Below are 14,430 nucleotides of genomic sequence, written 5' to 3'. Positions count from 1 at the left end.
CCCATTTCATAACTTTTCCACTGGCTCCGGGCTGGGGCTCAGGTATAAAAAAGCTGTCTTTGCGAGTTGTGAAATCTTACGTTCATAAGTTAATTTTAGATTAATGTTTGCAGGTAGGGCCTGTGCTAGAATGGCTGTTGAATGGATATTCGTGCCAAACGTACGGTCCTAATCAGACGACAAGAGGAATGACGATTATAATGAAACGATGGCGGATGAGAAGCTGGCAAACACTGCTCTTGATCTTGGTGCTGGGAGTGGCGGCAATTGGCGTTGCGCAGCATGTGATGACATGGAGTAAGCCTAGTACAATGGAATTTCAAGCGGAGAAGGTGCCGGCAGGCGCTTCGGATGCGGGCGGACAGCAGGGAGGAAGCGAACCGGCTGTCCAACCGTCGCAGCAAGGAGGAAGCGGATCGGCAGTTCTGCAGGAGCAGCAGGGAGGAAGTGGATCGGCAGTTCTGCAGGAGCAGCAGGGAGGAAGTGGATCGGCAGCTCTGCCAGTACAACAAGGCGGAAACGTAATAACTGTTCTAAAGCCTGCCTTGCCTTCAATCAATAAAGCACAGACGTTGTCTCTAACGAACGTCACCCCCAAAACGTATTACAAGAACAAGGTTGCTGTCTTAACGTACCATCATCTGGATAGCGAAGAGTCCTCCGTCACCATTACACCTGAACGGTTCAAAGCTCATATGGATGCACTGAAAGCCTACGGATTTCATGTGATTTCCATTGAGGATTTCATAGATTTCTTGCAGAAGAAAAAATCCGTGCCAGCTAACGCGGTCGTTCTCACCTTTGACGATGGTTACGAATCGGTCTACCGGTATGCATATCCGATTCTGAAGTCGGAAGGGATGCCGGCGACGGTCTTCTTAATCGTTGGCTATGTCGAGGACGGTACGGCTAGAAAACCCGCTATTTTAAATTGGTCGGAAATCACGGAGATGAAGCGTAACGGCTTTAGCTTCTACTCGCATACCTATAACTCCCACGACACGGTGGTGCAAAAGGGAAAAGAATATTCGCAGCTTACCGCCAAAATCGTGAGTTCGGCAACAAACAAGCTGGAAACGGATCAAGAATATAGGACGAGGGTTCGGACAGATCTTGAGAAAGCTGACCAGATTCTTGCAGACAAGCTCGGGAATAAGCTCAATCTGCTGTGCTTGCCTCATGGACAATCGAATTCGGAAGTGAACGAAATTGCGGCGCAGGTGCATATTCCTTACATTTTCACTGGGGACGATGGTTTTAACACCAATAAAGCGAAGCTGATCAAAAGAATTAATGCAGGATCACCCTATGTAACGGACAAGCTGTTGATTACGCGGTTAACTTCTGGCAGGTGAAGCCATTTGGTCGATGGTACAGGGGCTATTTGTTGGAGATTTCAAGGGATTGATGCTGCGTGTGCGGGATTTTTTCTCAGAGATTGTGGTATGATGGACGAGTTGTAGATATAGTTAGTGAAGCGAAATGGAGTTGCATGCTGATGGAAAAGTGGCGTTTCGTACATACGGGAGATCGTTCTCCCGCTGAAAATATGGCAATGGATGAGGCAATGCTGACCATGCACAGTCAAGGCAAGGTACCGCCTACAGTGCGTTTTTACGGATGGAACCCGGCTACGCTGTCGATCGGCTATTTCCAGAAGGCGTCGGAAGTGAACCAAGAGGCAGTCGCTGCAGAAGGAATTGGTTTTGTCAGGCGTCCGACAGGCGGCAGAGCCGTGCTGCACGACAAGGAACTGACTTACAGTATCATTGTCTCGGAGACCTATCCGGGCATACCGCGTAATGTAACGGAAGCTTACCGGGTGCTTAGTGAAGGGCTGCTGCAAGGGTTTCGCGGGTTAGGCTTAGATGCGGAAATGGTACAGCTCGCTTCGGAAGAAGAGAAGGAGAAATATGCGTCCGTAGGCTCGTCCGCTTGCTTCGATTCGCCTTCCTGGTACGAGCTTGTCGTGGAAGGACGCAAGGTGGCGGGCAGCGCCCAGGTCCGGCAGAAGGATGTCGTCCTGCAGCACGGCTCGATCCTTTTGGACATGGACATCGATCAGTTGTTTCGTCTTTTGACTTTCAGTAATGAGAAAGTGGCGGAACGGATGAAGGCGAGCTTTGTGAAAAAAGCGGTGGCGATCAACGATCTGCTGCGGGCGCAGGGCAAGGCAGCTGTTACGCTCAAGCAGGTGGAGGAGGCCTTCCGCAGCGGGATCGCAACTGGACTTGGCGTCGAGCTGGAACCATCTGCTCCCACGCCGGAGGAAGAGGAATTGGCAGCACAGCTGGTTCAGGAGAAATATGGCACGGATGCGTGGAATTTGCGCAGATAAGCTGGAATGTGGCGGACGACCATCTAGCGATGCTACACCGCGAGCTGGGAGCTTCGCGTGGGAGTTGAGTTAGAGGAAATAGAGAAAGGCGCTTGCCCGGGAAGGGGCAGGCGCCTTTTGCTAGTTCGCTTGGCAGCGCTCCGACTAAGGAGTGAGATCTTCTGCATACCGTAAGGAAGCCGAAGTGTATAGCTGAAGCATAGCATAAAAATTTGTAAGTGAAGATAGGTGAGGTTACGAGGACATATCCCAGGACAAGCGTCATCTTTGAGGTGAGAGTCCCGAACTTGGGCTAGTCGCCTTCTGGTTGAATGTTGCTAGGGACGGGCTTCACGATCACTTGCTAAAAGTACGTTCGAACTGCTGCTGCAATTGCTTGGTGATGGTTCCGGGAATACCGGAGCCTATCGGTTTATTGTCGATTTCTACAAGTGGTGTAATCTCGACTGTAGTTCCGGTAATGAACGCTTCATCAGCCTGGTACAAATCCTCAAGCGTGAACGGTTCTTCGCGCACCTCCAGCTTCAAAGCGTGAGCTAATCGCAGAACAACCATGCGGGTAATGCCATGCAGAATTAAGTGGTTCGCCGGGTGTGTGTGCAGAATTTGGTTCTTGACCATCATCAGGTTCGAAGCGCTGCATTCCGTAACGATGCCGCCTCGGTGCAGCACAACTTCTTGAACGCCGTGATCCACGGCCGCTTGTTTGGACAGCACATTAGGCAGCAGATTGAGTGTTTTGAGGTCGCAGCGCAGCCATCGGATATCGTCTTGGGAGATGGCGCGGATGCCATTATCCATGGCATCGGTCGGTCTCGGGACATCTGTGCAGTAGGCGGTCATGACAGGCTTGCCGTTCTGAGGGAACGAGTGTGCCCGCGGAGCCTCACCTCTGGTGATTTGCATGTATAGTGTGCCTTCGGAAATACGGCTTTTTTTGACAAGTGTGGTAATGATCTCTCTAATTTGCTCTAAGGAATATGGCAGCTCAATGCGTACGTCTTTAGCACTCCGGACTAACCTTACCAAATGTGCTTCCTGTTCATAAACCTTGCCATGGTATATACGAAACACCTCATAGATCCCATCTCCAAAGTAATACCCTCTATCATCTGGTGAAATCATTCGGTCCGTCTTCTCGACAAATGAATCCTTATAAAAATACATGCGGGCTGCCTCCTGCCGATAATGAATTCTCATATCAGATTTCCACAAACTAGGCGTAAATCCTTCAAGAAGGTTATATTCTAAAAATATACAAACGTATGTTCTATTTAGAGGCAGGTTATGATATACTACATGTAAGAAACATAGTCTTAGTGTCTGCGAAAATTGTCGAATTTCTTTATCGGATTATATTGAAATAACGAGCAATCCGTAGAAAATCGACGAAAACTGCATCTAGGCTTGGACTAATCGTAAAATTTGGTTGAAAACCTATTCGATACACAACATATAGTGCTGTATAATGAAAAACGCACACAATATATAGTGCTTTTACATAAACTTCATACACAGATTTTATCTATATTGTTGCAAATCATGGAGCTTATTGGGAGGGTGTTGTTGTTGGAAATGATGCAATCAAGCAGGAAGTTGGAAGGCTTAAGCGAGAAGATTTTTTGGATCGTTACGCGCTCAAGAACGCGGATACGAACCTGGCCAAGGTCGGCGATACTGTGCTTGTTCTTACGAAGGATGATCCCAAATTCCCAGCCAAGGAAGTCGGCGAAATCATCAGCCGTGAAGAAAAAATGGTCAAAGTGAGAACACGCAGCGGTCATGTTGTGGAATCCGCTGTGGAGAAGCTTACTTTAAATATAGAAAAAACACCTGAAGAAATGTGGGATCGGCTCGCAGGAGCAATGGCTTCTGTAGAGGCACCTGAGAAGAAACAGGAATGGACTGAGAAATTCCGTTATATTCTAAATGACTGGAAGCTCGTTCCGGGAGGACGGATTGCAGCGGGTGCTGATGCTAGTGATGAGTTAACGCTGTTTAACTGCTATGTCATTCCATCGCCTCACGACAGCCGTGGCGGAATTATGAATACATTGTCTGAAATGACAGAGATCATGTCACGCGGCGGGGGCGTAGGTATTAATTTATCCTCACTGCGACCAAGACGCTCTATCGTGAAAGGCGTGAACGGATCTTCAAGCGGCGCCGTATCGTGGGGCGGTCTATTCAGCTATACAACCGGCCTGATCGAGCAAGGAGGCAGCCGACGCGGCGCACTCATGCTGATGATCAATGATTGGCATCCGGATCTGGAAGACTTTATTACCGTGAAGTCCACCATGGGACAAATTACGAACGCTAATCTTTCGGTTTGCGTCAGCAATGGGTTTATGAAAGCAGTCAAAGAAGACTTAGAGTGGGATCTAGTATTCCCGGATACGACGGATCCTGATTACAACGATAAATGGGACGGCAATCTGGACGCGTGGAAGCAGCTCGGTAAGGGCGTGAAGCATTATCGTACGGTTCGCGCGCGTGATGTGTGGCACACCATTATCGAATCTGCATGGAAATCCGCAGAGCCTGGCGTTGTGTTTATGGAGTACTATAACCAGATGTCCAACAGTTGGTATTTTAACCCGATCATCTGTACGAATCCATGCGGTGAGCAAGGGCTGCCGGCTTGGGGGGTATGTAACTTATCCGCAATCAATCTTTCCAAATTCTACGATGCAGCCAAGCATGATGTGGATTGGGAGGATTTGGGCAGAGTCGTCCGCTACTCGACACGGTTTCTGGACAATGTCATTGATAAGACGCCGTACCATTTCGAAGAAAACCGGGAAAACCAGCAAAGTGAGCGCCGCGTAGGACTGGGGACGATGGGACTAGCCGAGCTGATGATTAAGCTGAGAATTCGTTACGGAAGTAAGGAATCCTTGGACTTCCTTGATCGAATCTATGGTTTTATGGCGAAAGAAGCCTACCTGGCATCCTCAGAAATTGCAGCGGAAAAAGGCTCTTTCAAGCAGTTTGATGCCGAAAAATTCCTGCAAAGCGGATTTATGAAAAACATGACCTCAGAATTTCCAGAGGTAGGTGTAGCTGTTCAAAAGAACGGAATGCGCAACGTTACCGTGATTACCCAGGCCCCTACAGGAAGTACGGGTACCATGGTGGGGACTTCAACGGGAATCGAGCCTTATTTCGCATTTGAATATTACCGCCAAAGCCGCCTTGGCTTTGATAAGCAGTACGTGCCAATCGCGCAGGAATGGAAGGACCAGCATCCGGATCAGGATCTGCCGGACTACTTCGTAACGGCGATGTCCTTGACTGCGGAAGACCATATTCGCGCGCAAGCCGCTATTCAGCGGTGGGTAGACAGCTCTATCTCCAAAACAGCGAACTGTCCGGCTGACTTCACAGTCGAAGAGACCAAGCGTCTCTACGAGCTGGCATTTGACCTGGGATGTAAAGGCGTAACGATCTATCGTGACGGAAGCCGTGACGTGCAGGTGTTGAGCACAAGCTCAGACAAGAAAGAAGAGAAGAAAGAGGAAGCTGCACAATCCTCGGCGGAAGCTGCTGCTTCTCCGGTGGCTGAGACAGCCCCGACTCCGGTCGCTGAGACTGCTGCAGCTTCGGCAGCGCAGGAGTCAGCGTCATTCTCAGCTATCTCGAATCAGCTAGCTGTCGACGTAGATGCGAAGACGGAGCAAGTCTTCGACAAGCAGTACAAGCGCCGCCCGCAAATCCTACGCGGGGCTACCTATAAAGTCAACACGCCGTTTGGCATGGCGTATATCACCATTAATGATATGAACGGCACACCAAGTGAAATTTTCTTAAACGTAGGGAAAGCAGGCTCTGACGTGTTCGCCATGTCCGAGGCGCTCGGTCGGGTATGCTCCTTGTTCCTGCGCTATGGTGACCACGGCGATAAAGTGAAGCTTCTCGTGAAGCACCTCAAAGGCATCGGCGGCTCCGGCGCCATCGGCTTCGGCAACAACCGTGTCGAGTCCATCGCCGACGCAGTTGCCAAAGCCTTGAGCAGCACGACGAAGTCATGAACGAGTCGGACGACGCTCGCAACTACGTCACCGCGACCAGCGAGGTGCTCGACGCACCGGTAGCTGTCGCAGCAGCTCCAGTAAGCAGCGGTGCTGGAAGCCAGGGCCAGGGCTACTCCAGCTCGGCGGCCAGTTCTTCGACGAAGGACCTGTGTCCATCGTGCGGCTCCGCTTCGCTGATCAACAGCGAAGGCTGCAAAAATTGCGCAAATTGCGGATATAGTAGATGTAGCTAAGGGGAAGACCAGGCGGGAGCCTGGTCTTTTTTTTTATTTTTATTTACTTTTACTTACGATTTTCTTTTCTTTTTTTTCATTTGTGCCACCTTTTGGGGTGGCATTTTATTTTTGTTTAGTGTGTCCTTGCAACAAACCATCATTTACTCGCGGAGTCCCTTGGATTCTAAATAACTCTGGAATATCACTGTTTTCTTTCATTGAAGCTGAGTTCTCACTTTATATATAAATGTTCTGTACGTTTCGAAGTATGTTCTTTACTTTCCAGACTAAAGTTTCTTGAATCTAGAAATATCTCATATTAGAATATAATCAATAATCAGGTATTGGGTTATTTGTATAATATTGCTTGTAGAAAGGATGATTTCTTATGGAATATATCGAAATTAATCCTCAAATTGAATTATTCATCAATAGACACTCCACACCCAATTGGATTATTGAAGATGCCACAACAGATTTTATCGACTTAACCTATATCTTCAAAGGTAGAGCTTATTATTCTATTAACGGCACCGTGTATGAAGTCAATCAAGGTGATCTCATATGTATTCCTAAAGGCAGCCGCCGAAGCGCAACCACCGACCCAACTAATTTGATGACCAGTTATGCACTGAACATTCATCTCTATGATTTGAAAGGCAGAGACATTCGCTTACCGTTTCCTTTCATTTCGCATATCGGTGAGCAGGAGGAATTGCAATCCTTATACAATGAATTAACATTTGAATGGTTAAAGAAAAACGAAGGTTATGAATTGAAAGCGCGTGCATTACTGCTTCTCATTCTTCATTATTATTTCAAGTCTCTCTATTACAAAGGCAACAATTTGAATATAGACAAACGTATTCAGAGAGCTATTAGATACGTATTAAGCAACTTGCAGAAACAAATTGAGGTTGAAGAGCTAGCATCTATTAGTGGTTTGACTACCGCATATTTTGGAACGCTATTCAAGAAAAACATGGGAACATCCGTCAAAGAATATATCAATAGAATGAAAATCAACAATGCTGAGAATATCCTCCTTAGCGGTGAGTTTACCGTTCAGGAGGCTGCCTATAAATGCGGTTTTGAAGACATTTATTATTTCAGCAAGTTATTCAAAAAAATAAAGGGATTTCCCCCCTCCAGACTTCTGCTGCATAATAGCAGGTCCGATCGGCAGGAGTTAAATATCATAAACAAGTAAGATAAAAGGACTTATCGAGGATAGCGATAGGTCCTTTTTCCATGCAAAAAATGTTATCCATAATTAGTACAAATGGGTAAAAGTTTGTCCATGGATTTTGTAAGCGCTTAACACTACAATGCAAATATAAAAAAATCTTCAGGAGCTCAGGATTGTTTGTATCTGACGCATCTGATGAAAGCAACAATACCAATAGTTACAAAGAGGTGAGTACACCAGATGGAGAGGAATGATGTAATGAAAACAGAAGCAAGAACTACAACCTCCATTCTTGCAGTTAAAGGAGGTGGCGTCGCCTACTTGAAAAGACAATGGCCACTTTACGCAATGATGACCATACCCATGGCATTCTTTATCATTTTTAGGTATATTCCGATGGCTGGCGTTATGGTTGCTTTCAAGGATTACAACATTTTTAAAGGGGTTTGGGCCAGTCCTTGGGTAGGCTTCGCGGTCTTTAAAGAAATTTTCACCATGCCCGAATTTTATAAGGCACTACGCAACACTCTGATGTTGAACGTGCTCGGATTGCTTACCTTTCCGGTTCCTATTCTATTAGCCCTTCTTCTGAATGAACTACGGGTGCAGTGGTACAAGAAAGTAAGCCAGACATTGATGTATTTGCCGCATTTTATTTCGTGGGTCATCGTTGGGGGAATGGCCATCGAGTTGCTTTCAACGAATAATGGTTCGATTAATCATATGCTGATGGCAATCGGCGCTCCCCCGTTCCATTCTTGGAAAAACCGGCTCTATGGATTGCTACTTATGTTGGGACAGGGGTTTGGCACAATGCCGGATGGGGAACGATTTTGTATTTGGCAGCGCTTACAGGAATTAATAAGGAGCTGTATGAAGCGGCAGAAGTGGATGGTGCAACCCGGATGCGCAAGATTTGGCATATTACTTTGCCAGGGATTAAGCCGACCATCGTCGTCCTGTTCATTCTTCAGATCGGGAATATGGCGAATATCAGCTTCGAACAGCCTTATGTTCTGAAGAACTCATATGTGATGGATTACGCTCAAGTAATCAGCACTTATGTATACTCTGTAGGGATTCAGTCGGCAAGATTCGCACTTGCAACTGCTGTCGGCTTGTTCCAATCCGTAGTAGGACTAATTCTTCTGCTGTCGGCAGAGTTCATTTCGAGAAAAATCAATAATCAGGGCATTTTCTAAATGGGGGTACATCTATGACTCAAAATCCGGCTGAGAAAATAGGCAATACAATTATTATGCTTTTGCTGGGTATCTTCTGTTTGTTTTGCGTGGTGCCCATGATCCATATGTTCGCGTTATCTCTAAGTGGTAATCGGGCAATCATGTCCGGCGAAGTGACATTATGGCCGATAGATTTAAATTTCGAACCGTATAAGAACGTATTTGGTGACCTGAGCATGATTCGCTCGTTGCTGTTTACGATTTGCCTTGTTGTCGGTTACACCTTTGTGAGCTTGATCGCTACGATCCTGGCTGCGTATCCGCTTAGCCGACGGAATTTTAAGGGAAGAAATATTCTGTTCGCAATGATCATCATAACCATGTTCTTTAATCCGGGCATTATCCCAAACTATTTATTGATTAAAGAGCTTCATCTATTGAATAGCGTAGGGTCGCTGGTCTTACCGCTGCTTATCAACGCCTTCCTCTTGATTATCCTGAAAACATCGTTCACGCAGCTCCCTGCTGAACTGGAAGATTCCGCTTGGATGGACGGCTGCGGTCATTTTCGTTATTTAATGCAAATCGTGCTGCCGCTGTCACTGCCGATTTTGGCTACATTGGCTCTGTATTCCGCTGTCGACCGATGGAACATGTTTCAGGATGCTCTGTTCTATATCAATGACTCACGCCTATACCCGATTCAACAGAAGCTCTATGAGATCGTGATCAACAGTCAGGTGAATGACGCCACGGCACAGGAGGGATTTGGAGGTTCTGCGCCGGTTCCGGAGAGCTTACAGGCCGCAAGCATTATGTTTGCAACTGTGCCCATTCTACTCGTATACCCTTGGCTTCAACGTTATTTTATATCTGGCATGCTTGTTGGTGCAGTTAAAGGTTGATAGCTGTCTCGACCGCTTCAAGCGGTTGAATTCACTATATACTCTAGAGGATGAAAGGGAGGTACGAAACATGCGAGTAAAATTTCGCAAGACATTGAACGCAGCTATGGCAGTATTAGCGACGACTGCTATCGCGCTTGCAGGATGCAGCAGCTCACCAAACAGCTCAAGTAACTCAGCTTCGCCGGGAAGTTCGGCAGGTGCGAGCGAGAATCCTAAGGGTCCGCCAATCACGTTAACAGTCGAGCTGTTTGATCGGAGTAATGCACCAGCGGGGGCTCCGCCCATCACTGACAATTTCATGACACAATACGTGCAGAAAAACTTCGGAGATCCGAATCATATCACAGTGAAGTTTGTCACGGTCCCTCGCTCCGAGGAAGTCAAGAAGCTCAATGTATTAATGGCGTCGGGAACCGCACCGGATCTCGTCTTTACGTATGACAAGCCAACCGTTCAAAGCTATGTGCAAAATGGCGGCATTGCGGATCTGGGGCAGGCGATTGAGAAATACGGACCGCAGTTGAAGAAAGTGCTTGCTCCAACACTGAAGGATGGCGTTTTTAACGGCAAGCAATATGCCATTCCGGCACTCCGGGTCATCCAATCCCAAACGACAAGTATTATCCGTAAAGATTGGCTGGATAAGTTGAACCTGCCTTTGCCGACGACAAGGGATGAATGGTATCAAGCATTGAAAGCTTTTAAGGAGAAGGATCCGGGGAATACTGGCGGTAAAGTCATTCCTTTTACATTGATCGATATGTTCCATATTAAACCGCTAACCAACTCCTTCTGGGACTGGAGTAAAATCTCCGAAGAAGACTTATTTGCTGATCCAGACGGATGGACGCTACCTGGCAACAAGGAAGCCTTCCAGTTTTTAAACAAACTGTACAATGAAGGCCTGATCGATAAAGACTTCCCGCTAGAGGCAGATTTCAGTCAGACTTTCAACAAGCAAGTCGTCAGTGGCCTAGCAGGGTCCGCTACCCCGAACACAAACGATCCTGTTTACAGCGGGTATTATGCAAACCTGAAGAAAAATAATCCTGAGGCTGTTCTAGCACCGATTGATCCATTCAAAGCATCGAACGGCAAGTATCCTAAACCGATGTATTCTCCTAGCGGTATTTATCTGATGGTTCCAGCAGCGAGTAAAAATGTTGATTCGGTTATCAAATATTTGAACTGGATGGCGGAACCGAAGAATCTGATCGCACTTCAATTCGGACAAGAAGACGTTTCTTACAAAACAGGTGATGATGGCATTCCATTTGCCTTGACAACGCCTGAAGCCAATCAGATTCTTTTTAATAATCAAGATTATGCCATGATTATGAATGGCAAATACGTGAGCACGGACAACCCGGAACAGAACATGGCGGCCAATGCAACCGACCCGCAATTTAAAGATTTTACCATTGACAGTATTAAGACTGGTGCCCGAGATGGCTACACAGGTCCACGTGTGGACATTCCCATTCAAGCGGAAATCAAGTATTCACAGATACTGACCGACAAGGTTAAGCAGATGCTCGCAAAGATTATTACGGCCAAGTCTTCGGATGTCGACAATATCTATGACCAGCAGGTCAAGGAATGGAAAGATGCAGGCGGCGAAGCCGTTATGAAAGAAAGAAGAGAGGCATATCAGCAAACCTACAAGAAATAATATCTTTACCAGCCTAGCGGACTCGGTTCTCTCCCCATGGGGAACCGAGTTTCATTATTCTATTTTTAAGGAAGTAAGGAAGATACAAAATATTTATAGTTTTTTAATAAAATATTCCATATAATTCCTATCCATGTTTGATTAAAATTTCATTAACAGCAAATTCGAGGGAACGTATGAAAAAAAGAAGGGAAATGGTGATAGACATTATTGGCAAGGAATAGCCTATTAACTACTCAAGGAGTTGAAATCAGTGAATTTACGTTTTAAAAAACATGTAGCATTCTCTTGGCATGTGTAACCGCACTGCCGTTATTCCTCGTCCCCTTATCGACGGAGGCATTAGCCGCTTCGGAAGCTAATGATGTAGTTGTTAATTTATCGGCAGAGAAGCAAGTGATTCGTGGATTTGGTGGGATTAACCACCCGGCGGATCGGGGATTTGACACCTGAGCAAAGAGAAACCGCTTTTGGTAACGGAGAGAATCAGTTGGGTTTTTCTGTTTTAAGGATTTTTATCGATCCAGATAAGAATAACTGGTATAAAGAACTGGAAACAGCTAAAAAAGCGATTGAGCGGGGAGCAATCGTGTTTGCATCTCCATGGAACCCTCCAAGTGAAATGCTCGAGACCTTCACCCTCGGGATGAGCTCAGGGAGCGGCACCACATATGAAGCGGAGACGGGAACAACTCTAACCAGTTCCACAACGGAAGCGACCCAGCCCGGTTATTCCGGCACAGGATATGTCAACTTTCAAGCAGCATCGGGTGCGGCCATTCAGTGGGGGAATATTGGAATTGGCAGTACAGGCACGAAAAACGTAAAGATTCGGTACGCTCAACAGGAAGAAACAAGCAATCTAGATGTTTATGTGAATGGGGCGAAAGTGCTCTCTAATGTAGCCTTTGCAACTACCGGCAGCCTGTCAACTTGGGGAGAACGATCCATTCAAGTTCCTATGAATAGCGGGAACAATACGTTAAAACTGGTAACTACCGGCGCAGATGGACCGAATATCGATAATATCAACCTAACTGCATATATTGAAGTTCCATCAGCGAAACGCCTTAAACATGATATGTACGATGAATATGCACAGTATTTGAATGAATTCGATTCATACATGAAGAGTCATGGTGTGGATCTGTATGCGATTTCTGTTCAAAATGAGCCTGATTATGCATACGATTGGACGTGGTGGAGTCCCGAAGAAATGCTGCGCTTTATGAAAGAAAATGCGGGAGCTATCCATAACAGGGTTATCGCACCGGAGTCATTTTCTTACGTGAAGCAAATGTCAGACCCGATATTGAACGATCCGGAAGCATTAGCAAATTTGGATATTCTAGGCGCTCACACGTATGGCACAAGTTATAAAGATTTCCCGTACCCGCTTTTTGAACAGAAAGGTTCGGGTAAAGAACTCTGGATGACGGAAGTGTACTATCCAAATAGTGAGAATAATTCAGCGGATCGTTGGCCCGAGGCATTAGGCGTTGCAGAGCATATGTATAATGCCATGGTAGAAGGGAACTTCCAAACATACGTATGGTGGTATATACGAAGACAATACGGTCCCATGAAAGAAGACGGAACGATAAGTAAGCGTGGATACATGATGGCCCAATACTCGAAATTTATCCGACCCGGCTATGTTAGGGTAGAAGCCACTAAAAATCCCGATCCGCAGGTATTTATATCTGCATATAAAGGCAGCAATAAAGCGGTTATTGTAGCAGTAAATAAGGGGAATTCAGCCGTGAGTCAAAAATTTGTTCTGCAAAACGAGACCGCAACGAGTGTAGCTTCATGGTTAACGGATGGCACTAGGAATCTTGTTGCCGGAGCGCCCCTCAATGTGTCGAATAATTCCTTTACGGCCGAGCTGCCTGCCCAAAGCGTTACGACTTTTGTTGCGGATTTGAATAACGGCACCCTAGTACCAACAGCAGCACTTTCAGCTGACAACAGTGTGACGCCTGGTAGCAGCTTTACAGTGGGAGTTAGCTTGAACAACTTGGGAGATCGTGTTTATGCCGAAGACCTTACATTGACCTATGATGCCGATAAATTTGACTATGTAAGTGCGGCAGGGGCAAATAGTAACATTGAAATTGTCGGAGAGGACAAAACAACGGCCGGCAAAGTCAGGCTTATTGCAGCTAACATTGGAGGTATAACTGGAGCAAGCATTCCGGCTTTGAATTTAAATTTTAAAGTAAAAGCGGGTGTTCAAGACACGATTGGCACGATTGAAGCTTCTAAGGCAGAACTTGCTAATTCTGATGGATCCGTGTTTCAGGCAGCGCTTGGCAGCAAGAGAATTTCGATTGGTAGTGTAGAAGAAAATGTAGATAAGTCCGCTCTGACAACGGCCATTATGAATGCACAAAGTCTTTATGAAGCTGCTGTCGTTGGCACAGAACCAGGCCAATACCCACAGGCGGCCAAAGATGCCTTCGGTACTGCGATTGATGCAGCAGAAGTGGTAAAAGACAGTGCAAATGCGACGCAATCTCAGGTGGACACTGCCTTAGCAGCATTGGGCAGCGCGGTAGAACTCTTTCAGGCAGCAGCTATTAAATCTCCTGATCTCAACAAAGATGGACACATAAGTGTAGGCGATCTAGCGATTGTGGCTTATCATTACGGCAAGGATTCTAACAGTGCAGATTGGGCAACGGCTAAGATAGCTGATCTAAATCGAGATCAAAAGATTGATATTAAGGATCTCACATTTGCAGCATCCAAGATACTTGGATAATTTGATACAGATCGACCGCCGAACTCGCGGTTGGTCTGTATTTTTTCTATATAATTAGACTCCGAACCCATGTAGCGGGCCGCTCCGCGCTTTTGTTCCTTACAATAAAAACTGTTGTCA

7 protein-coding genes and 5 pseudogenes are annotated in these 14,430 nt (G+C 46.4%); 11 read left to right on the top strand and 1 reads right to left on the bottom strand.

All coding sequences use genetic code 11. The features are described 5' to 3' along the window. The first annotated feature begins 122 nt into the window (after positions 1-122). Both L0M14_RS17040 and L0M14_RS17035 read left to right on the top strand, forming a co-directional pair. Complete coding sequence (locus L0M14_RS17040; protein WP_235117862.1) at positions 123-1,355, top strand: polysaccharide deacetylase family protein; 1,233 nt, start codon at positions 123-125, stop codon at positions 1,353-1,355. A 143-nt stretch (positions 1,356-1,498) separates the two neighbouring features. Beyond that, complete coding sequence (locus tag L0M14_RS17035) at positions 1,499-2,338, top strand: lipoate--protein ligase family protein (RefSeq protein WP_235117861.1); 840 nt, start codon at positions 1,499-1,501, stop codon at positions 2,336-2,338. 336 nt (positions 2,339-2,674) lie between these two features. On the opposite strand, the gene dat is transcribed toward L0M14_RS17035, so the two are convergent. Beyond that, positions 2,675-3,505 (bottom strand): D-amino-acid transaminase, encoded by an 831-nt coding sequence (gene dat / locus L0M14_RS17030; protein ID WP_235117860.1) that lies wholly within the window; start codon positions 3,503-3,505, stop codon positions 2,675-2,677. Positions 3,506-3,916: 411 nt separating this feature from the next. Here dat and L0M14_RS17025 point away from each other — a divergent pair. The 9 genes and pseudogenes from L0M14_RS17025 to L0M14_RS16985 all read left to right on the top strand — a co-directional run bounded on the left by L0M14_RS17025 (position 3,917) and on the right by L0M14_RS16985 (position 14,310). Beyond that, positions 3,917-6,608 (top strand): annotated as a pseudogene (locus L0M14_RS17025) (adenosylcobalamin-dependent ribonucleoside-diphosphate reductase). A 370-nt stretch (positions 6,609-6,978) separates the two neighbouring features. After that, complete coding sequence (locus L0M14_RS17020) at positions 6,979-7,800, top strand: AraC family transcriptional regulator (protein WP_235117859.1); 822 nt, start codon at positions 6,979-6,981, stop codon at positions 7,798-7,800. 237 nt (positions 7,801-8,037) lie between these two features. Further along, a pseudogene (locus tag L0M14_RS17015) lies at positions 8,038-8,981 on the top strand (ABC transporter permease). A 14-nt stretch (positions 8,982-8,995) separates the two neighbouring features. Then, a complete protein-coding gene (locus L0M14_RS17010; RefSeq protein ID WP_235117858.1) occupies positions 8,996-9,868 on the top strand; it encodes a carbohydrate ABC transporter permease in 873 nt (290 codons plus the stop codon). Positions 9,869-9,938: 70 nt separating this feature from the next. Further along, positions 9,939-11,543, top strand: coding sequence for an extracellular solute-binding protein (locus L0M14_RS17005; RefSeq protein WP_235117857.1), 1,605 nt, complete (start codon positions 9,939-9,941; stop codon positions 11,541-11,543). A 282-nt stretch (positions 11,544-11,825) separates the two neighbouring features. Next, positions 11,826-12,180: pseudogene (locus L0M14_RS17000) on the top strand (carbohydrate-binding protein); the annotation flags it as partial. Continuing rightward, positions 12,166-12,522: pseudogene (locus L0M14_RS16995) on the top strand (carbohydrate-binding protein); the annotation flags it as partial. The pseudogenes L0M14_RS17000 and L0M14_RS16995, both read left to right, overlap by 15 nt. 78 nt (positions 12,523-12,600) lie before the next feature. Next, a pseudogene (locus L0M14_RS16990) lies at positions 12,601-13,461 on the top strand (carbohydrate-binding protein); the annotation flags it as partial. Between the two features lie 57 nt (positions 13,462-13,518). Further along, positions 13,519-14,310, top strand: a complete 792-nt coding sequence (locus tag L0M14_RS16985) for a cohesin domain-containing protein (RefSeq protein WP_235122938.1) — start codon at positions 13,519-13,521, stop codon at positions 14,308-14,310. Positions 14,311-14,430: the final 120 nt, after the last annotated feature.

The organism is Paenibacillus hexagrammi (assembly GCF_021513275.1).
GTDB classification, from domain to species: Bacteria; Bacillota; Bacilli; order Paenibacillales; family NBRC-103111; genus Paenibacillus_E; species Paenibacillus_E hexagrammi.
This window is presented reverse-complemented; position numbering and strand designations above follow the sequence as displayed.